Origin of the sequence: Pseudidiomarina aquimaris, from assembly GCF_003987395.1 — a bacterium.
GTDB lineage: Bacteria > Pseudomonadota > Gammaproteobacteria > Enterobacterales > Alteromonadaceae > Pseudidiomarina > Pseudidiomarina aquimaris.
Window position 1 is genome coordinate 198,401 of the sequence record NZ_PIPT01000006.1, and the last position, 20,835, is coordinate 219,235.

Consider the following 20,835-nt stretch of genomic DNA (forward strand, 5'->3'; position numbering starts at 1 on the left):
TTAGTTGGGAGTAGAAGCGATCAAACAGGTCGACATCGATAAAGCTTTCCATTTATTCGCAGCAAACCTTCGCGAGGCGCGAGAGCTTGAATTCATTGAGAATCTGACCAAGTTGCTGAGTCGGCTGCTTGGTGCTGATCACGTCATGGTCTCAGAAATCTTTGAAGATGCACCGGATACCGCACATGTGGTGGCTTTCTATTCCAACGGCGAACTACAACAGCCGGTAAGCTATAACTTAGTCGGTTCACCATGTGAAAAGGTTTTGAGCGCGGACTCGTGCGTTTTTAATGAAGGTGTGTGCGAGTCATTCCCACACGACGAAATGCTGCAAGAGTTAGGGGCGGCAAGCTATATCGGTGTTCCCATGCTTACCGCCGATCAAAATAAGCTTGGCCTGCTTGCCGTCCTGAATGACACCCCTACCGACTATTCATCAACAGTATTTGAGCTATTACAGGTCGCAGCAGCGCAAGCGGCGGCAGAGCTTGCTCAGCTGCGTATCACGCGCAATCTTCAAGAAAGCCAACGTCGCCTCGAAACGCTCATGAATTCCCTACCCGGAATGGCGTATCGCTGTAAAAACGACGAGCTCTGGAGTATGGAAATTGTCAGCCGTGGCGCACTGGATTTAACTGGTTACCAACCGCAAGATCTCATTAATAACAGTCGGATTGCTTGGGGTGAATTGATTCACCCAGAAGATCGTGAGCTCGTGCAGCAAGGGGGCGACGATGCCACCAAGCGGGGTCAGTATTTTCGTTTGGCCTATCGGATTATCTGTGCCGATGAGAGCATTCGTTGGGTATGGGAGCAGGGCAAAGGTATTGCCAATGACCAAGGCGAGGTCACGCATTTCGAGGGTTTCATCCTAGACGTGACGGAGCAACATCAGCATCAAGAGCACATTGCCGAGATTGCCTTCCGCGATGAACTGACAGGCCTTGCGAATCGCGCGGGGCTCCTCGACTTTCTTGAAAGCCAATATGAACAAAATGGCGAGCAAGATTACCTATTAGTCTTGCTCGATGTGCGTTACTTTCGCAGTATAAACGAGCGTTTTGGGCTCCATGCTGGAGACCGTCTACTCAGTATTGTTGCCGAGCGACTGCGAGACGGCGCTCGCGACTTCCAGGACATCGTCATGTTAGCGCGGATAACAGGCGATGAGTTCGTAGTGGTTGTGAAAACTAATGCGTTAAAAGCTGAGCAATTCATGACGGTCGCCAACAACCTAAAATCCTGCTTCGAAGACTCAATTTTGCTAGGCGAGCATAAATGGGACGTGGAGTTACGTATCAGTGGCGCATTTTCATACAATGCGGATTCGGCCGCTGAATTGCTGCAGCAAGCAAGTATTGCCATGCACGAGGCGAAACAACACGAACTCCTCTACTGCATTTTTGATGAGGGCTTAGAGCGCAAGGTTTCTGCTGAGCGACACCGCACCGAGCGCTTTCTTAAAGCGCTGCGTGAGGACAAGTTAAGCATTTACTTACAACCGCTGATTTGCCTAAGCGACAATCAATGTGTTGGCGCAGAAGTTTTATGTCGATGGTTTGATGATGAACTCGGAGCTGTGAGCCCTGACGTTTTCATCGACATTGCGCGCAAGCAAGGAGTATTGCCGGAGCTGGGCTCACAGGTTTTAACCAAAACCTGCGAGCAGCTAAGACGTTGGCAATACGACGGTTTCGAACTGCCTTATGTCTCAGTGAATGTCGGCGCGCAACAGTTCGCCGCGCCCGATGTGGTCGATGATTTTCTTTCGACCTGTGCAGGGCTCGACACGCAGCTCATCACCTTAGAAATTACCGAAAGTGACCTGATGCTGGATCCGCAGTTAGCGCTGACGGTCACCGGACGGTTACGCGACCATGGATTTCGCCTAGCCATTGATGACTTTGGTACCGGTTACTCGTCGCTCGCCTATTTACAGCAATTTTCAGTCGATATCTTAAAAATAGATATGAGCTTTGTGCATGAAATGCTCCGTGATGCTTCAAGCAAAACACTGATCAATACGATTATTGCGATGGCTCGTTCGCTGGATCTGGTAACGATTGCGGAAGGCGTTGAAACGGAACAGCAAGCCCAGGCACTAAAACAGCTTGGCTGCGAGTATGGGCAAGGCTATTATTTTGCTCACCCCATGTCGCCCGAAGATTTCGCTAAGACTTGGTTACAACAACAATAACAAATAACTAGGTAACTATGGCCTCATCAACTACTGCCTCGCGCCTCAAAAGTCTTGGGCCTGGTGTCATTCTCGCCGCCGCAGCTGTTGGCGCTTCTCATTTGGTCGCTTCTACGCAAGCCGGCGCACTCTTTGGCTGGCAGCTTTGGTGGCTCTTATTGCTCGTAAACGTGCTCAAGTATCCGTTTTTCCGCTTCGGCGTCACTTACACACTGACTCACAACGAAAGCTTAGTAAGTGGTTACTACCGCAAGCATAAGCTTTATCTATGGGCATTTACGGCACTCAGTATTATCGCTGCAGTTGTGAACACAGCCGGAGTTTTATTGCTTACGGCGAGCCTGCTGCAGCTGTTTGTACCGCAATTAAGTTTGGTGATGCTCTGTTGGCTTATCTTGCTGGCCTGCTTGCTTATTTTATTAGGTGGTCAGTACCGTAGTCTCGATGCGATCGCCAAATGGATCATGGTGACGTTGTCATTGGCAACGGTCATTGCTGTGGTCATTGCTTGGCAAACGGCAGTGCCACCGCCAGCTGATTTTGTTGCGCCGTCGCCTTGGGAGCTTGCGGCACTTGCATTTCTCGTGGCGATGATGGGCTGGATGCCGGTACCTATTGAGCTTTCTGCGATTAACTCACTGTGGTTGCGCAGCAAGCAGAAGCTAACAGCAGTTACACTGAAAGATGGCTTATTTGATTTTAATTTGGGGTATTGGAGCACAGCACTATTGGCCTTGGTGTTTCTGGCGCTCGGAGCCTTAGTGCAGTTTGGTGCGCCGCAGCCTATCGCGATGGCGGGGACCAAATTCGCTGAGCAATTTGTGGCGATGTACAGTGCCACCATTGGAGCGTGGTCAGAGTACTTGGTCGGCGCCATTGCCTTTTTGTGTATGTTTGGAACCACCTTAGCCGTACTCGATGGCTATGCGCGCACTTTACGCGAAGCTTATCGACTGGTCACCAAGCGTCGTTCGAGTTTGCGTTACTGGGTGTTAGGGCAAGCCGTTGCAGGGATGTTAGTGATCATTTACTTCCAAGCTGCACTGGGGCCCATGTTGAGCTTTGCGATGACCTTGGCCTTTTTAACCACGCCGTTTTTTGCATGGTTGAATTACCTGCTCGTACGACGTCAGCCGATGTCCAAGGCACTTCATTTGTGGGCATGGTTAGGTCTTGCGTACCTCCTTGGCTTCGCTTTGCTATTTATCTACTGGCGCCTGTTCCTATAAGGCTAGCCCCTGGTTCGTGCGGATTATCTGCAATTTAGGGGCGTTGACCTCACTGCACTTGAGGTTTGCCTTAGCATCTCCTTTAATGGTTCCATTCCAACAAGAATTCCAACAAGAATGAGGTTGAATCCATGAAATTAGTTTCACAAGCGGTAGCAGCGACGTGCGTTGCCGCAACGCTGATGTTGAGTCCTTTAGCGCATGCCCAGCAAGAGGCCTCGTTACCAAGCGCGAAAATTGCTGCTGATGACGTGGTCGTCACTTCGCATCGCGCCAATATTAACGGTGAGCGTTTTGAATATACAGCGACCACCGGCACCCAGCCGGTTTTCGATGACAATGGTGACGCCACCGCGACCTTGTTTTTTACTTACTATGAACGCCAAGACGTGAAGAACCGCGAAGAGCGCCCATTATTGATTTCATTCAATGGCGGTCCGGGTTCAGCGTCAGTATGGATGCACATTGCCTACACCGGTCCGAAATCGTTGCGTGTTGACGATGAAGGCTTCCCGATCATGCCTTACGGTGTGAAAGATAACCCTCACTCAGTGCTTGATGTTGCCGATATCGTGTTTGTGAACCCAGTCAATACCGGCTATTCACGCGTGTTGCCAAATGAGAAAGGCGAAATGCCATCGCGTGAGCAACAGCAAAAAATGTTCTTCGGTGTGAACGCTGACGTTAGCTACCTCGCTGATTGGGTCAATACCTTTGTGACCCGTCATGAGCGCTGGCGCTCGCCGAAATACCTGATCGGTGAGAGCTACGGTACGACTCGCGTTTCCGGCTTGGCGTTAGAGCTGCAGAACCGTCAGTGGATGTATTTGAATGGCGTCGTATTGGTATCGCCAACTGAGATTGGTATCAACCGTGAAGGCCCGGTCGAAGCCGCCAACCGCTTACCGTACTTTGCCGCCACAGCTTGGTATCACGATGCCTTAGGCGAAGATCTGCAAAACAAAGACTTACTTGAAGTGCTTGAAGAAGTTGAAGCTTACACCCTGAACACCTATTTGCCAGCGTTGGCGAAAGGCGCCATGTTGCCTGCTGACGAGCGTGATGCCGTTGCCACTGAAGTCGCACGTTTCTCTGGTTTAAGCAAGCAAACGGTTCTTCGTGCAAACCTCGACATTAATCCGCGCTTCTTCTGGAAAGAGTTGCTGCGTGACCGTGGACAAACAGTCGGTCGCTTGGACTCGCGCTACTTAGGTATCGACCGTGACGACGTTGGCGATAGCCCTGATTACAATGCGGAACTGACGTCATGGTTGCACTCTTTCACGCCAGCGATTAATTACTACCTGCGTGAAGAACTCGGTTATGAAACTGACGTGAAGTACAACATGTTTGGTCCAGTCCATCCTTGGGACCGCACCAATAACAACACTGGTGAGAACCTGCGTCAGGCAATGGCACAAAACCCTTACTTGAACGTGTTGATTCAGTCAGGCTATTACGACGGCGCCACTAATTACTTTGACGCGAAGTACACTGGCTGGCACTTGGATCCGAGCTCGCGCATGTCTGACCGCATCGACTTTAAAGGCTACCGTAGCGGTCATATGATGTATTTACGTGCCGAAGATCTAAAATTAGCGAATGATGATTTGCGAGACTTCATCAACGCAACGGTGCCAGCTAAAGGCGAGGCCGCGAAATACGAATAATAAGGAGATAACCCATGGCTGATTTAATCCGTATTCTGATCGCAATTTTATTGCCACCACTTGGTGTATTTTTGCAGGTCGGTATCGGCAAACACTTTTGGATCAATATTATATTGACGTTGCTTGGTTACATTCCGGGTATTGTTCACGCGGTCTGGGTCATTGCTAAAAAATAACACTATAGGTTGAACTATGACTAAATTATCAACGCTGGCCCTTGCGGTCAGCGTCGCGCTTTCTGCGTCTGCTGTTTCTGCGCCAAGCGTGGCGTTTGCACCGCAAGACGACGAAGCCAAGTGGGACGTGCAAGCTCCGCAAGGCGAATTTAAAGACATTAAAATCCAAGTCAACGAAGGTACTTGGATGAACGTCGACATGAGCCCAGACGGTGAGTACATCGTTTTTGATTTGCTCGGCGATATTTATCGTATGCCTGCCAAAGGTGGCGAAGCAGAGCTTTTAGCTGGTGGTATTGCTTGGCAAATGCAGCCGGTCTATTCACCGGACGGCAAGCATATTGCGTTCACCTCGGATCAAAGCGGCGGCGACAATATTTGGGTAATGGATGCCGACGGCGGTAACCAACGCGCGGTGACTGACGAAACCTTCCGCTTGCTCAATAGCCCGGCTTGGAGCCCTGATAGCCAATTTATCGTGGCGCGTAAGCACTTCACAGCGCGTCGTTCGCTAGGTGCGGGTGAGGTGTGGATGTACCACGTCAATGGCGGTTCAGGCGTGCAGTTGACCGAACGTCCAAATGACCAAAAAGACTTGGGTGAACCGGCCTTTTCACCAGACGGCCGTTACATCTATTTCTCACAAGATGACACGCCAGGCAAAACCTTCCACTACAGCAAAGACTCGTTGGAAGGTATTTACACCATCAAGCGTTTCGATCGCGAAACCGGTGATATTGACGTGATCCGCGGCGGTGCTGGCGGAGCAATTCGTCCGACCCCTTCGCCGGATGGGAAGCACTTGGCTTACATCAAGCGCGAAGACTTCAATAGTGTGTTGTATCTGTACAACCTCGAAACCGGCGAAGAGCAACGCCTCTACACCCAACTTGATCGCGACATGCAAGAGACATGGGCGATTCATGGCGTGTATCCGACCATGGACTTTACTCCAGACGGCAAAGCTATTGTGTTCTGGGCCGACGGCAAAATCATGCGTCTTGATGTCGCGAGCCGCCAAGCACGCGTGATCCCGTTTAGTGTGGAAACCACCAAGAAAGTCCAAACCGCGTTGCACTTCAAGCAAAACATCGAAGCCGATGATTTCAAAGTTAAAATGCTTCGCAACGTGCAGGTATCGCCTGACGCTGAGCAAGTCGTGTATGAAGCCTTAGGTCACTTGTATCAGCGCGACCTTGCTGGTGGTGACGTTGAGCGTTTGACGGACCGCGAGAGTGCATGGGAGCTTTTCCCAAGTTATTCACGTGATGGCAGTAAGCTGGTTTACGTCACTTGGGACGATCAAGAACAAGGACAGGTCATTGTGCGCAACTTGCGCAATGGCAAGGAGCAAGTGCTCGCGACCGGTAAGGGTAAGTTTGTTGAGCCGGTATTTAGCCCTGACGGTAAGTCCGTGGTGTATCGTAAAGTGCGTGGTGGCTACATCACCCCTGATACCTTTGGCATCAACCCTGGTATCTATCACCTCGCGTTAGAAGAGGGCGCTGAACCGCGCTTGATCAGCGAGAACGGTTTCCAGCCACAATTCGGTAAACGTAGTGACCGTGTGTACTTGATGGATTCAAGTGGTGCGCAAAAGCTACTTTCTGTCGATTTAGAAACCAAACAACAACGCACGCTTTATACGTCTGAGCATGCGACCGAATATCGCGTCTCACCAGACGGTCAGCACTTGGCCTTTGCGGAGCGCTTTAAAGTGTTTGTGACGCCTTTGGTTGAGCGTGGAGCGCCAATCTCAATTAGTCCAAGCGACAAGCAGTTCCCAGTGGAGCAGCTGTCAGTGCGTGCAGGTGAGAACATCTCTTGGACCGCTGATGGTAAAAACCTCTATTGGTCACTCGGTCCGGAGCTTTATCACGCGTCTGTCGCTGGCTTGTTTGCGATCGAGAACGCCGACAACAGCTTCGAGAAAGTTGCCAATGGCAGCGATATTAGCTTTACCGCCAAGCACGGCATTCATGACGAGACAGTCGCCTTTGTTGGTGGGCAAGTCATTACCATGAACGGCGATACGGTCATCGGTGAGGGTACGGTGGTTGTGCGTGGTAATAAGATCGTTGCGGTGGGCGCTAAAGACGAGGTACAGGCACCAAGTGGCGCAACGGTTATTGATACCACCGGCAAGACCGTTATGCCTGGCCTGTTTGATGGCCATGCCCACGGCCCAGCAGGTGAGTATGAAATTATCCCTGAGCAAAACTGGCAAAGCTATGCCAATTTGGCGTTTGGTGTAACTTCGATTCACGATCCGTCAAATGACACCACGGAAATCTTCACCGCGAGTGAGATGCAAAAAGCTGGTTTGATCGCCGCACCGCGAACCTTCTCGACTGGTACTATTCTGTACGGTGCCAATGGGCCGGGCTACACCTCGCATATCGATAGCTTGGACGACGCCAAGTTCCACTTGGAGCGCCTGAAAAAAGTCGGTGCTTTCTCGGTGAAGAGCTATAACCAACCGCGTCGTAACCAGCGTCAGCAAGTGATTGAAGCCGGTCGTGAGCTCGAAATGATGGTCGTGCCTGAAGGTGGCTCGTTGTTGCAGCATAACCTGTCGATGGTTGCGGATGGTCACACCACCATTGAGCACTCGATTCCTGTCGCAGAGATTTATGATGACATCGAGCAGTTCTGGCAGCAGACCGATGTGTACTACACGCCAACCTTAGGTGTCGCTTACGGCGGTATTTGGGGTGAGAACTATTGGTATGCCGAGACCGACGTGTGGAAGCACCCGAAACTCTCGAAATTTGTGCCACAAGACGTGTTGGTTGGAAAGTCAATGCGCCGCGAAAAAGCGCCGCATAATCACTACAACCATATCAATAACGCCGAAGTCGCCAAGCGCTTGACGGATGCTGGCGTGAAGGTGGTTTCGGGTGCGCACGGCCAACGTGAAGGTCTGGCGCAGCACTGGGAAATCTGGATGATGGCGCAAGGTGGTATGACACCTCTCGAAGCCTTGGCAACGGCCACCATCAACCCTGCTATGGAGTTCGGTATGGATCATGCGCTAGGCTCGCTTGAACAAGGCAAGCTTGCCGATATCATTGTTATCGACGGTAACCCGTTAGAGGACATCCGCGTGACCGATCGGGTCACCCATACCATGGTGAATGGCCGTTTATACGATGCAACGACCATGAACCAATTGGTGCCAGCGGCAGAGCCACGGGCAAAATTCTTCTGGGAATAGACCAAGGTCGTAGCTTTTACGGCTGTTTATTTTGCAGAAGCTAGTTATAATCCCGCTATATTCTTGTAGCGGGATTTATTTTTCTTATGAATAACATTAAAGATATCGACCTCAATCTATTGGTGTATCTCGATGTGCTTTTGCGCGAGCGTAATGTCACCAAAGCAGCAGCTCAGCTCAATATCACCCAGCCTGCTATGAGCAACGGTTTAAAACGTTTACGGAGTCTTCTCAACGATCCCATCCTAGTGCGTACGAGTGAGGGCATGATCCCGACCGAAACCGCATTGCGTATGCAAGAGCCCGTACGACAAATCCTCTATTCAGTTGAAGAAATGGTGCAACCAGCGCGCGAATTTGATCCGGCAACCACCGATCGTGTGTTCCGTATCATGGCTTCTGACTATGCCGCATCGACGCTACTGCCACGGTTACTGCCGGCAATTCAGGAGCAAGCACCGTCGGTGACGTTAGATATTATGACGCCCAGCGATATTAGCTTTCACGATGTTGAAAATGGCAAAGTTGACGTGGCCATCAACCGTTTTGAGAAGTTACCTCAATCGTTTCACCAAAAAGCGTTATGGAAAGACGACTTCTCATGTTTAATGCGTAATGATCACCCGCTGCTGCAAGACTACTGTCTCGAAAACTATCTTAAAGCCGAACATGTTTGGGTGAGTAAGACCGGTTTTGGTGTGGGAGTGGGGATGGACCCGCAAGACGTGCAAAAACTCGGTTGGGTAGACGAAGCGTTAGCGGACCTTGGTCACAAACGTGACATTCGGGTGTTTACCCGTAACTACCACGTGGCGATGCACCTAGCGCGCCAAGGTTTGATTGCTACATTACCGACGCGCGCAGCGAGTCTGTACAAAGATGACGACGAGCTCACTATGCGCGAGCCGCCGTTTGCGATTCCTGATCTTGATCTCACCATGATTTGGAGCCCGCTGCTCCAGCATGATGCAGGTCACCGCTGGTTCCGCCAATTGGTGGCGGAAACAGCAGCAGAAGGCTAGCAATTAAGTGGTGCGCGTCGCTAACGCTGGAGAGAGGTTAGCGGCTTTGCGGGCCGGACCCAGCACCGCAAGCTGTCCGACAACCACCAAGACTACCATGGCAATCGGCAGGTAATGCCAACCAATTCGTGGCAGGCTGAAAGTGTCGACGAGCCAAATATTCAGCGCAATACTAGAAGCCACACCAATAATAAGGCCACTGCCCGTAATCAATAGGTTCTCGAGCATAAACTGGCGCATGATGTCGCTCTTGGTCGCTCCTAGCGCACGCCGTGTGCCGATTTGTTTGCGGCGCTGATTCACGGTGAAGCTGACCATCCCGACAATCCCCAGTGCAGTCACGAGCGTCAAGACAGTGACAATAACCCAGAGCACCGTCTGCAAGGCGAAAAAGTCCTGATAGGCCTCGTCACGCTGCTCATCCATAGCGGTCACATTGCGGATCAAGCGGCCATCGCGTTTGGCGAGCAGCAATTCTTCGACTTCACGCATCAGCCGATCGCGCTCGCCTGGTTCAGCGCGTACGAGGTAACGGTTGGCGTTCCATAAGCCACGTTGCGGCACCAGCATGACATTGTTGACGTTACTCCATTGCACCCAAGGTGCCTGCAAGTGGTCAATAATGCCTTTAATCGTCATCGGCTCGTCGCCGCGAATGAACACTGTTTGTCCGACGATTTCGGCCATCGTGAGGTCAGGGAATAAATTCTTTGCCGCGGCCTCGGTCAGCAAAATATTCTGCGGCCATTGCTTGTCATTTGACTGGCGATAGGTGATTTCAGTCGGGCTAAAGTTCTCACCTGCAATCAATTCGACATCCAGTGTGTTTATCCCGTGGTCGTCAACGAAGTAGAGCGAGACTGGGGTGCCATCTTGGCTGTTAGCCGAGGTCGAGAGTCCCATCGACCAGCCTCCACCGCTGAGTGGCGTCGAGTTGATCTGAGTGGCATCGACCACTCCGTTGAGCTGCCGGATCTCCAGTAGATCGGTTTCCACCGCAACGCGCTCGTTGAAACTGTCTTTGTAGCCAACGTACATTAAGTGGAATTGATTCGCTTCATCCATGCCCGACTCACGCGCCATCATACTGCTGCGGTTTTCAATCATATGAATAGCATTAACGATGATGGTCATGGTTAAGGCGATTTGCAGTGCGAGCAATAATGCGCCAACTTTGTTACGCAGTAACGCTCTAAAAATAGGGCCAATTTGATTCATGATGCGTTTCCTTTGTAGGCGTTTTATTGCGTCTTCAACTGACCTGCGGGAGCAATACTGCAGGCCCGCCAAGTCGGATAAAGTGCGGCTAAGATCGAACTGATGATCGCGAGGGCAAAACCGACGAAAATCATGGTGCCGTCAAGTGAAGTAAGGCCTTCCGTAGAGTCACCGTAAAGTGCGCTGATGCCCTGTAAGCCGAACCATGCCAAGACTAATCCAAGTAGACCACCCAGCACGCCAACAATCGCTGCTTCAACCGAATATTGGAGCATTAAGGTGCGGCGGCTCGCACCTACAGCGCGGCGTAAAGCGATTTCACCGAAGCGGCCGGTAAACTTGGCCAACAACAGAGCAATGGTATTAAGCAAGCAAACAACCAAGAACATCAGCGCCATATACATCATCATTTGTGCGTCATCGGCGACGACTTCTTGGTACTCCAGCCACTCCATTACGTTGTGTAGACGGTTGTTTTGTTCGCGTGGAAAGCGGCCTAGTTGCTTTTGTTCAGCAACATAGTTGTGCAAGAAATCAAGGTAAGCGCCCTTATCAGCAGGGTCCTCAAGTTCAATCCAAAACTGTGAATTCACACATTCGGAATTTAAAAAAGCTTGAAAGGTTTCTTCCGCAATAGGCTTCCAGCAATTGTTGTTACCGCTGGTATCGAGCTCGAGTGCCTGTTTTAAGGTGTAGGGCATGTAGACATCTTCCATGTCATTGAATGCCCCCGTTGCGAGGTCAAAAAACTTGGGTTTAGGTTCCCACTCGTCGAGTACACCTACTACGCGAAAGATATTGCCGCTGAAAGTAACGGTCTCACCGACTGAATTGGCTCCACCAAAGATTTCATTGTTGGCTTCTTTACTGAGGACAATCACTAACTCACGTGCTTCATCTGCTTGTGAACTCCAGCCAGAGCCATAAAGAAACGGCGGCTCGAACATAGGAAAGAAGTCTGCATAAGTGATGCGCACGGAAGCCAAGTAGGGCTTTTGGTCCTGTCCTTTCGGTTCGATAACACCATAAGAAGTCCCCATGCCCGCTTGCCGATAGGCCATCTTCGCCTCGGTCAGTTGGGTGGCTTCGAGCCAGGTGACTTGATCGGGCGGTAAATTGGGTTCGCTATAAGCTTCATTTGGTGACCAGTTATCTACTTGCACGGCAAACAACCGATCGCTTTTATTTGGGATGGGGTCTGCGGACATCAAATAGTTGACGGTAATCGTCGTCATCGCTGCGCCGATACCTAGACCGATCGCAGCAATCATCAAACCGGTCAGTGACACGTTCTTTTTTAAACTGAGCAGGGCCAAGCGGCCGTAATATGCAATCATAACGACCTCACTAAACTTGCGCAGTTTGTTGCAGCAATTCTTTGATGTTGGTGCCAGTCTTAACCTCAGTGACCTGACCATCGCGCACGAAAATATTGCGCTGAGCGCGTTGTGCGAGACCCGGATCATGCGTCACCATAATAATGGTCGTGCCTTGTGCATTGATTTCACTAAGCAGATCAAGCACGCCACTGGCCATATTTGAGTCGAGGTTACCGGTGGGTTCGTCAGCGAGCAGAAAACGAGGTGAACCGGCAAGCGCCCGCGCAATCGCCACACGTTGCTGCTGACCACCCGAGAGTTGCGCTGGATAATGCTTCAGGCGGTTGGCCAAGCCAACAGTTTCTAAAGCCTGTTCGATGCGTTGCTTACGCTCGGCTGCGCCGAAACCACGGTAGCGCAGCGGCACATCGACATTGTCGAACAGGTTAAGGTCAGGGAGTAGGTTGAAGCTTTGAAAAATAAAACCAATTTTCTCGTTGCGTAGCTGCGCCAACTGGCGGTCGTTCATACCGCGAACACTCTTGCCGTCGAGTTGGTAGTCACCGCCGTCAAAGCTTTCCAGCAAACCAGCCACGTTCAAAAATGTGGTTTTACCGGAGCCTGAAGGCCCTGTTACCGCAACAAAATCACCTTCTTCTACGTGTAAATTGAAATCACGGAGGGCGTGCGTCTCTACCGTGTCGGTACGAAAGGTTTTGCGAATATCAGTCATTTTTAACATGCGGAATGTTCTCGTTTTAGTTAGTAAGGCGAACAGAGTCAGCGTCGCCGAAAGATTCAATACTGGAAATGATGATGCGGTCGCCGACCTGCAAGCCGTCGGCAATTTCGACCGCACTCATACTTGAAGCGCCGGTACGAATAGTGGTGCGATAGGCGATATCATCGCTAACGACATATGCGATACGGCCGCCGCCACTCTCGAGGAATTGGCCACGATTGACCTGCAAGACGTTTGGTTTTTGCTCAAGAATCACGCGTGTCGTGAGGCGTTGATTTTGTCTAAGTGCGGCAGGCATCTGATCAACGAAGCGCACATTACCTACGACTTGGTTATCGCGGATTTCCGGCGAAATAGCGACGAGCTGCGCAGCATAAATGGCACCGGAGTAGTTCACCTCAGCGGCCATACCAATACTTAAGTCATCGGCATAACTTTCGGGGATGGCTATCTCGACCTCAAAAGCTGATAGGTCGACCACGCCCAAAATGGCTTGATTGCGTGCTACTTGATTCTTTTGGTCGACTTCACGATTGCCGACCAAGCCACTTACGGGTGACAGGATTGACAAGCTCGCAACGCGGCGTTCTAAGTCATCGACAAGGGCTTGTTGGCGGGCCACCTGAAGCTCTGTTGTTTGCAGCTCAAACACCTGCGCATCGGCGGCAAGCTGAGCACTGGCGATAGCGTGCTCATATACCAGTTTGGCGTTTTCGAGATCGTCTTGTGCTTTTTCAAAATCAATTTCGCTAATGGCTTTTGCTTTCCATGCTTCGTCAGCACGACGTTTCTCTCGTTCAGCGGCAGTGAAGGTGACGCGCGCCATATCAATATCACGTTGAGCTTGTAGTTTGGCGCTCCGGGTTTCAATGCGTTGGCGTTCAAGATCGACGGTAGCGGCATCTAGGGAGGCGCGTTCTTGAGCTAATTGGCTCTCGAGCTCAGGACTTTCGATGGTTGCGAGCGCTTGCCCCTTGGTGACAGTGTCGCCAGCATCGACATGATAGGTGACCGTGCCTTCAGCGGGGCTATAGAGCGTTGGCGCGACTGCCGCAATCACACGCCCTTCAATTGAGACATCGCGTGTGAGGTCAGCGCGCGTTACCGCAGCGATACGCACGCGATCAAGCGGAATCGCTTGTTCTGTCTGACTCCATTTACTGAGTGCCGGCCAAGCTAAAGCTGCAACGATAAGGCATGCTGTTACACCTGCGATGAGCTTCCATGGGCGTTGTTTGCTAGGTTCGCGGACCACATCTTGGCCGCTGGTATCGGCGAGTTTAATCAAAGCTGTTCATCCCGTTCTAAGTTATTGTTTCGAACTTAGGACGAGATGAACGTTGGAAAGGTTTACAGGGTGTTAGTTAAATAGAGTGAACAGGTGTTCGTTAAGCCATAGATGCGCCAAGATACTCATTGCAAAGCCAACGGCAATCGCCGGCGCCCATTTGAGGTGGCTAGCAAACGTATAATAGCCGCGCGCTTGACCCATGAGCGCTACGCCGGCAGCAGAGCCGATCGACAGCAAGCTACCACCGGTACCTGCGGTTAGAGTGATCAATAACCACTGGCCATGCGACATATCAGGCTGCATTGAAAGCACTGCGAACATGACTGGAATGTTGTCAATCACGGCAGACATGATACCCAATGCAACGTTGGCATAGGTTGGTGACCACTCGTTGTAGAGAGTATCGGAAAGCAGGTGGAGATAGCCTAAGAAGCCCAAACCACCGACACACATAACGATGCCATAGAAGAACAGTAACGTATCCCACTCGGCGCGTTGCACACGGCTAAATACATCGAACGGTACCACACCACCGAGGCGTTTAAGACGTTCCATATCGCCAGCGCGTTCGGCCATTGCGCGTTTGCGTGCAAGTGAGCCAGGTAGGGTCATCCGCAAGAAGTAGCCAAAGAATTGCAGGTAGCCTAGCCCCATCATCATGCCGAGAACCGGTGGCAGATGCAGGAACATATGACAGGCAACGGCGGTAGCAATGGTCAGTAAGAATAGACCAGTAATGCGCAGTGCACCGCGCTTGAGTTCGACTTCTTCGTAGACGGCCTGTGGCTTTTTGTTCTCAATGAAGAAGTTCATAATGAGTGCTGGTAACAGGTAGTTCAGCAGCGACGGAATAAATAAAACAAAGAACTCTTGGAATTCAACAATGCCGGCCTGCCAAACCATCAGTGTCGTAATATCACCAAATGGACTGAATGCGCCGCCGGCGTTGGCCGCAACGACAATACTCACACACGACATACCGATGAATTTTTTGTCACCATCGGCAACTTTCATGACGACCGCACACATGAGGAGGGCGGTCGTCAGGTTATCGGCGATCGGTGAAATAAAGAAGGCAAGGAAGCCCGAGAGCCAAAACAGTTGGCGATAGGTAAAGCCCTTTTTCACCATCCACGAACGCAACACATCAAATAAACGGCGCTCTTCCAGCGCATTGATGTAGGTCATGGCAACCAACAAAAACAGCATGAGCTCAGCGAACTCAAGCAGGTTGTGGCGGAACGCATCTTCGGCGACACCGGGGAAGCCTTGATCAACATAAACCCAGCCGATCATAATCCAAATCAAACCTGCGGCGACCAGTACCGGCTTGGATTTGCGCATATGCAAGCGTTCTTCACCCATGACCAATATATAGGCGGCGGTAAAGATGATGATAGCGACAATGCCAACCGTCGAGGTAGTTAAGTCAAGCGGGCCAGCGGCAGCCAAAGCTGCAGGGCTCATGAGTAATGCAGCGAGCGCGATAAAGAGTAGCTTCCACATGTGTCGGAGTCCTTGCACACAAAGGTTCTAGAGGAGATTTGCGCGCGCATACTACCACAGAAATGACCAAATACAGTGCGGGTATTACGATTTTGTTAAAGGTCTTTAGAGGTACCTCCGATCAGGTACCTCTAGAATTGACTTAAGGCTTTGATTAGGAGTGCTTTTTGATGCTTCTATAGAGAATTCGGCGATACCATGAACGGGGCAGAAAACGCTTTAAGTACCAGGCGTATCGCCCCTGTTTATGAGGAATTGTATAGCTATGTTGACGTTCAATTGCACGCATAATTGCTTTCGCGATATCAGTTGCATTGAGCTTACTCTTGCTCATCAGCTTATCGAGTTTCGCTTCCATGCCGTCAATCGACGAGCGCATGCCTTGACCAAGATTGGTTTTGAAAAAAGATGGACATACCGCAGTCACGTGAATCTTGTCTTCGGCTAACTCATTCTCGAGGGTCTCTGACAAACTCACCACAGCTGCCTTGGTTGCGTTGTAAGAGGTCATGTTGGGCACATCGAGTAAGCCTGCCATCGATGCCACATTAATGATATGCCCGCCGTTACGCTGCAACAGTGGTAAAAACGCCTTGCAGCCGCGCACCACACCTAACAGATTAATATCAATGATCCATTGCCAATCGCTGATGCTGGTATCACTTAATTTACCAACTTGCGCAACGCCGGCATTGTTGACCAGTATGTCGATTCCCTGCCACTGCTCATCGAGTTCTTTGGCGACATTTTCAAGATCACTAATACGGGTTACGTCACAAGTGAAGAAACGCGTGTCCGGCTGCCAGCGCTGTAGACTGCCAATGACGGCTTCACCGCGCTCGGTGTCACGGTCAAGAATTGCGACTTTCCAACCAGCTTTAGCGGCAAGTTGTGCCAAGGCAAAGCCCAAACCACTCGCGCCGCCCGTGATGACGATACGTTGTTGCTGCATGAAATGAATAACCTATTAATTGGATTGTATAGAAATACGATTACGTCCCGTGTCTTTACTTTGATAAAGCAATTTATCGGCTTCTGCAACCAAGCGGCGGAAGCTGCCACCACCATAAGTTTGCCTTACTTCAGCGATGCCCATGCTCATGGTCATCGGTACCACTTGGCCATTGACCTGACAATAGGTGGCAAGGGCATCCTGAAAGTCTTCGACCAGTTTGCGGACGTCATTAACGCCACTCACAAAGACCGCAAATTCTTCCCCACCGTAGCGCCCACACAGATGCCCACGGCGCTCGAAGTGCGCTTTAAGCAACTGTCCGACACAACGAATGCATTCATCGCCAGCAGGGTGGCCCATGGTGTCGTTGATTTGCTTAAAGTAATCAATATCCATCAAGATTAATGCGATCGGTTCACGCGTTGCCATGGCTTCGTGATAACGCTGCTCGGCGAGGTCATCAAAAGTTCGGCGATTAAGCAGCTCGGTCAAGCCATCCTCGCGCGCGAGTTTTTGTAATTTCATATTCAGCTGTTCGAGATCAGCGGTCTTCTCAGTCACTTGGTGTTGCAGCTGACGGTTGAAATTCACCATCAACTGACGCGCTGCGGTAAGGTTATCGGCAATGGTTCGAACCTCCCGAGTCATTTCGTCACTAGAAACGTTGAGTGGGCTATCCGTATTGTCTCGCAGCTGTTCAGCGAGCTGCTCGAGTGGACGGTTGAGTTCCTGCGCAAAGCGGCGCGTAACAAAAGCAAATAGAATTGCAATGAGCGTCAAAAAGACTGACAAAATGATCAGATTATTAAGAAACAATTGGGTAATGAGCTCGGGGCTCGAAAATACATAGATATTCCACCCTTGTGTATTGAGCCTCTGAGTAAAGAGTAAATCTCGCTCATGAATCTGTGTAAGCGGTAAGTTTTGTGTGTAGAGGTTGGGTCGAGTGGTTGGTTCGAAATGACCAAGCGTTCGCAGCCGCAGGTCATCACTCGCGAACAGTACCTGATGCTGGTTATCAGTAACGACGACTGATTGGTAGTCAGGGTCGATATCGGTCCGGCGTACTAAGCGCACAAGCTCAGGCACATCCAATGAGCCTTCTACAATCCCTTGGAACTCCCCATCTGTTACGAACGGCTCGCTAATTGCCAGAATCGGTTGTGTGCCAAATCCACGCCCACGGAAAGCGCTCGAGACATAACCCTCACCAGTGGCCTTAGGCTGATAAAAGTACGAACGGTCAGTTATATCTGGCGGAGTGTTCGGGTTATTTTGTAAAACTTGAAACTGACGGGCTGGTACCCCATGCAGAATCCGACCGTCCGCATCGGCAAGCAACATAGAAACGAAGCCCGGGTAGCTTTCTTGCGTGATGCGTAACAACTCCAGTCGCTCTGGATAACTTGGAATGGCGCGCATGCTGTCGCGTAAGTTGCGAACGGCAACTCTGTAGGTATTGATAAAGTCATCGGTAACTTGTCGTAAGCTGTTAGCTTTGCTACCAATATCCGTCAAGATTTGCTGCTCGACCTGCTGTGCAGAGCGCACGGTATAGAGTAACGAGAAGCTTAACGAACTTACGATGATGCATAAAAAGCTCAAATAAAAGACGCGGCCACGTAACGAGTCGGGAACGGGCTTCATGGTTATGTTACGCCATGTCTTCGGCGTGAGTTGATAGAGCAAAATAGCGAGGGCGGTATAGAGCAAGCCATTTAATAGTAGCTTGGCGAGCACCAAGACTAAAAAGCTGGTGGGTACGTCAATAACCGTAGGCAAATACCAAAAGCTCAACGGCATACCAAAGATAAGCCAGTAGATAAGGTCGGCGAGGAGAATTGGCACTTGCCGTTTAAATAAAAACCAGACAACGATGACTTCCGCAGCTAGGGTAACAAAGAAAAAGGAGTTGTCGGTATAAAGGTAGACCGCAACAGAAGCAATGACAGTGCTGACGAGGGCACTAAGTAACCCACGGGTAAAGAGTGCTAAAAAGACAAAAACTTGGCCCAGTAGAATCGTTACTGAGCCATATAACTCAAAGGCGAGAAAGTAGTTAACTAAAGCAGCAACAGCACCGAAGCCAACGCCGGCGAAGATGCTGATGAGGTTTTGATTCATGTCATTTGCTGAGGATTGTGCATTCACAAAACTAGTAGTCCATTGCTTTGACGTCCTTTGAGGTTACCACATTTATCTAACATGGAAATGCACTTTTTAGCTAGGGGGTTGGTAGTCGTCACAATCTTCATCACGAGTGCATTTTTCTTTTTTCTTCGCTGCTTTTTTTACTTTGGCGTCGGTCCGCTTTTCCGCTGCTTTCGCTTGTCCTGCTGTCGCGTTCTCCACCCCCGTTGTGCTGGCACTTTCGCTGGGTGGGCTCTGGTTCACAGTGATGTCGATGTCAGGAATAGGGTCACCAGCAGCTTTAGCGGCTCCTTTGGGATAATCTGAGTCAGTTCGTGCTGCAGCGGCAACATCTCCATAACCATCACCATCGAGGTCACCATCTTGCGGCGCTTTTAATTTTCTATCAGTGCGTTCGATTTTCTCGACGGCTAATTCAATTTTCTCATTTTTCTTTTGTGCGCTAGCTGCTTGCTTATCTTTCGGTGGTTCCGCAAAAGCGGCGGTGCTAAAAATAAGGCAGCTCGAAATCAAGATATGTTGAATTTTCATAATAGTTCTCCACAGGCAACAGGCCTAAGTTGTAGGTTTAGCCGAATGTTTGTATGTACGCAAACTATTCCACGCTCATTGCACTTTCTTAACATAGCTCTACAAATGCCTCGCATGCTCATCTTTCAGTTGCTATAGGAGGCTAGCATTGTACGTTTTTTGAACTACGCTTTTTGCTCTTAGGGCAGGAAGCCCTTGCCGTAACGGAAGGAAAACCAGTAAAGGTCCTTCAGGAGGATAACCTATGCGGAAACTACCTTTCTATTTAACTGCAAGTGCATTAGCGATGACGCTGCTGCCAAATGTCACGCAAGCCGACGATCACGAAGACGAAAGTTACTATTTGTCGATGAGCGAGTTCACTTTGAAAACCGGTCATACTAAGCCCTTTATGGAAGGCGCGATAGCTTGGCGTGAATGCTATATGAAAGCAGGCGGAGATAAGCCCTACAACGTGTGGCGACGCCTGCAGGGTGATGGTAATACGATTGTGTTAACCAGTGTCTATAAAAACTGGCAGTCATTTTTTAGTGAAAGTGAAGCTGGGAAGCAATGCGAAAAAATAGTTGATGAACAGATTGTGCCACACATGGCGAGTACCTCATTTAATATGGCAGGTTTTATGCCGAAATGGAGTGGCGATCCCGCGGGAACCGGTAAATTTGTTGCCGTTTACAACTTCAAAGTTGCTGACTATGAACTCTTCGAATCGACCGTTGAAGCGATTGAGTCAGCGGTCAAAGATGACGGCGGCCCAGACTCTTACTGGTACTACAGTATGGGTGGCCGTGATGTCGCTGATTACTTCGTCGTCGAAGAGTTTGCGGATGCTGAGGCTCTCGATGCGGATGACCCAAGTATCTGGAAACGTGTTGAAGCCAAACTCGGTGAGGAGAAAAAGAACCAGCTACAGCAAGACTTCATGAAGTCACTCAATGAATGGTGGAGCTATATGTACATTCATTTGGAAGATATTAGTTTTGCTGGAAAAGCCTAATAACTGAACTAAAATTAAGTAAATGCGGCGAGTCAAGGAGCTCGCCGCAACTTATTTTTAGGAATGGAGAACATGACAATGAACGTCGCTAAAGCTCTTACCTTTCTAGTCTTTCTTACTTTTACCGTTCTCGTGCAAGCTCAAGAATCAGAACCTGTAGACCCTATTGCAAACTATTCACAGGAACAACTAGAGCGTGAAGTACTGGCGGTCGACAATGCTATGTTTGACGCTGCATTTGGCGGATGTGACGCTGAATTGCTGAAAAACGTATTCCCCGATGACCATGAGTTTTATCATGATATCGGTGGTGCACAACACAATTCAGAAGAATACTGGATTGGCTTATTTAGTGAGGATTTTTGCAAGTACAAACCCATTAAGCGTGAGTTAGTCGAAGGCAGTCATAAAGTTTATCCGATGCATAATTACGGTGCGCTGGTATATGGCGAAAACCGATACTATGTGAAAAACCAAGAGGGTGAATATGAACTCGATGATACCGGTAAGTACATGCATCTTTGGCGTTTAAATGATGGCCAATGGGAGCTTGCCCGTGCTATTAGTTACGACCATAAACTGCCTGAAGGCGCTCCACAATCAAAATAGAGAGA

The 20,835-nt window shown here is 50.1% G+C and carries 16 protein-coding genes; 8 read left to right on the plus strand and 8 right to left on the minus strand.

What is annotated here, in order from left to right; translation table 11 throughout:
- The first annotated feature begins 4 nt into the window (after nt 1-4).
- The 6 genes from CWE21_RS09130 to CWE21_RS09155 all read left to right on the plus strand — a co-directional run bounded on the left by CWE21_RS09130 (nt 5) and on the right by CWE21_RS09155 (nt 9,511).
- Nucleotides 5-2,197, plus strand: a complete 2,193-nt coding sequence (locus CWE21_RS09130; RefSeq protein WP_126834123.1) for a bifunctional diguanylate cyclase/phosphodiesterase — start codon at nt 5-7, stop codon at nt 2,195-2,197.
- A gap of 17 nt (nt 2,198-2,214) precedes the next feature.
- Nucleotides 2,215-3,426, plus strand: a complete 1,212-nt coding sequence (locus tag CWE21_RS09135) for an NRAMP family divalent metal transporter (protein WP_126834124.1) — start codon at nt 2,215-2,217, stop codon at nt 3,424-3,426.
- A 131-nt stretch (nt 3,427-3,557) separates the two neighbouring features.
- Nucleotides 3,558-5,096, plus strand: coding sequence for a S10 family peptidase (locus CWE21_RS09140; RefSeq protein ID WP_126834125.1), 1,539 nt, complete (start codon nt 3,558-3,560; stop codon nt 5,094-5,096).
- Between the two features lie 14 nt (nt 5,097-5,110).
- Nucleotides 5,111-5,272, plus strand: coding sequence for a YqaE/Pmp3 family membrane protein (locus CWE21_RS09145; RefSeq protein WP_126834126.1), 162 nt, complete (start codon nt 5,111-5,113; stop codon nt 5,270-5,272).
- A 16-nt stretch (nt 5,273-5,288) separates the two neighbouring features.
- Nucleotides 5,289-8,489, plus strand: a complete 3,201-nt coding sequence (locus tag CWE21_RS09150) for an amidohydrolase family protein (protein WP_126834127.1) — start codon at nt 5,289-5,291, stop codon at nt 8,487-8,489.
- Between the two features lie 86 nt (nt 8,490-8,575).
- Complete coding sequence (locus CWE21_RS09155) at nt 8,576-9,511, plus strand: LysR family transcriptional regulator (protein WP_126834128.1); 936 nt, start codon at nt 8,576-8,578, stop codon at nt 9,509-9,511.
- Between the two features lie 3 nt (nt 9,512-9,514).
- On the opposite strand, the gene CWE21_RS09160 is transcribed toward CWE21_RS09155, so the two are convergent.
- The 8 genes from CWE21_RS09160 to CWE21_RS09195 all read right to left on the minus strand — a co-directional run bounded on the left by CWE21_RS09160 (nt 9,515) and on the right by CWE21_RS09195 (nt 19,224).
- A complete protein-coding gene (locus tag CWE21_RS09160; protein ID WP_126834129.1) occupies nt 9,515-10,729 on the minus strand; it encodes an ABC transporter permease in 1,215 nt (404 codons plus the stop codon).
- A 23-nt stretch (nt 10,730-10,752) separates the two neighbouring features.
- A complete protein-coding gene (locus CWE21_RS09165) occupies nt 10,753-12,066 on the minus strand; it encodes an ABC transporter permease (protein WP_126834130.1) in 1,314 nt (437 codons plus the stop codon).
- Between the two features lie 10 nt (nt 12,067-12,076).
- A complete protein-coding gene (locus tag CWE21_RS09170; protein ID WP_126834131.1) occupies nt 12,077-12,790 on the minus strand; it encodes an ABC transporter ATP-binding protein in 714 nt (237 codons plus the stop codon).
- Nucleotides 12,791-12,806: 16 nt separating this feature from the next.
- Nucleotides 12,807-14,075, minus strand: a complete 1,269-nt coding sequence (locus CWE21_RS09175) for an efflux RND transporter periplasmic adaptor subunit (protein WP_126834171.1) — start codon at nt 14,073-14,075, stop codon at nt 12,807-12,809.
- Nucleotides 14,076-14,150: 75 nt separating this feature from the next.
- Nucleotides 14,151-15,587, minus strand: coding sequence for a sodium:proton antiporter NhaD (gene nhaD / locus CWE21_RS09180; protein ID WP_126834132.1), 1,437 nt, complete (start codon nt 15,585-15,587; stop codon nt 14,151-14,153).
- Nucleotides 15,588-15,741: 154 nt separating this feature from the next.
- Nucleotides 15,742-16,539 carry an SDR family oxidoreductase gene (locus CWE21_RS09185; RefSeq protein ID WP_126834133.1) on the minus strand — a complete coding sequence of 266 codons (798 nt, stop codon included), beginning with the start codon at nt 16,537-16,539 and terminating at the stop codon, nt 15,742-15,744.
- Between the two features lie 15 nt (nt 16,540-16,554).
- A complete protein-coding gene (locus CWE21_RS09190) occupies nt 16,555-18,693 on the minus strand; it encodes a sensor domain-containing diguanylate cyclase (RefSeq protein WP_157982751.1) in 2,139 nt (712 codons plus the stop codon).
- A gap of 69 nt (nt 18,694-18,762) precedes the next feature.
- Nucleotides 18,763-19,224: a hypothetical protein gene (locus CWE21_RS09195; RefSeq protein ID WP_126834135.1), complete on the minus strand. Its 462-nt coding sequence runs from the start codon at nt 19,222-19,224 to the stop codon at nt 18,763-18,765.
- A 244-nt stretch (nt 19,225-19,468) separates the two neighbouring features.
- Between CWE21_RS09195 and CWE21_RS09200 the strand changes: the two genes are divergently transcribed.
- Both CWE21_RS09200 and CWE21_RS09205 read left to right on the plus strand, forming a co-directional pair.
- Nucleotides 19,469-20,221 (plus strand): hypothetical protein, encoded by a 753-nt coding sequence (locus CWE21_RS09200; protein WP_126834136.1) that lies wholly within the window; start codon nt 19,469-19,471, stop codon nt 20,219-20,221.
- 72 nt (nt 20,222-20,293) lie between these two features.
- A complete protein-coding gene (locus tag CWE21_RS09205) occupies nt 20,294-20,830 on the plus strand; it encodes a nuclear transport factor 2 family protein (protein WP_157982752.1) in 537 nt (178 codons plus the stop codon).
- The last annotated feature ends 5 nt before the right edge of the window (nt 20,831-20,835 follow it).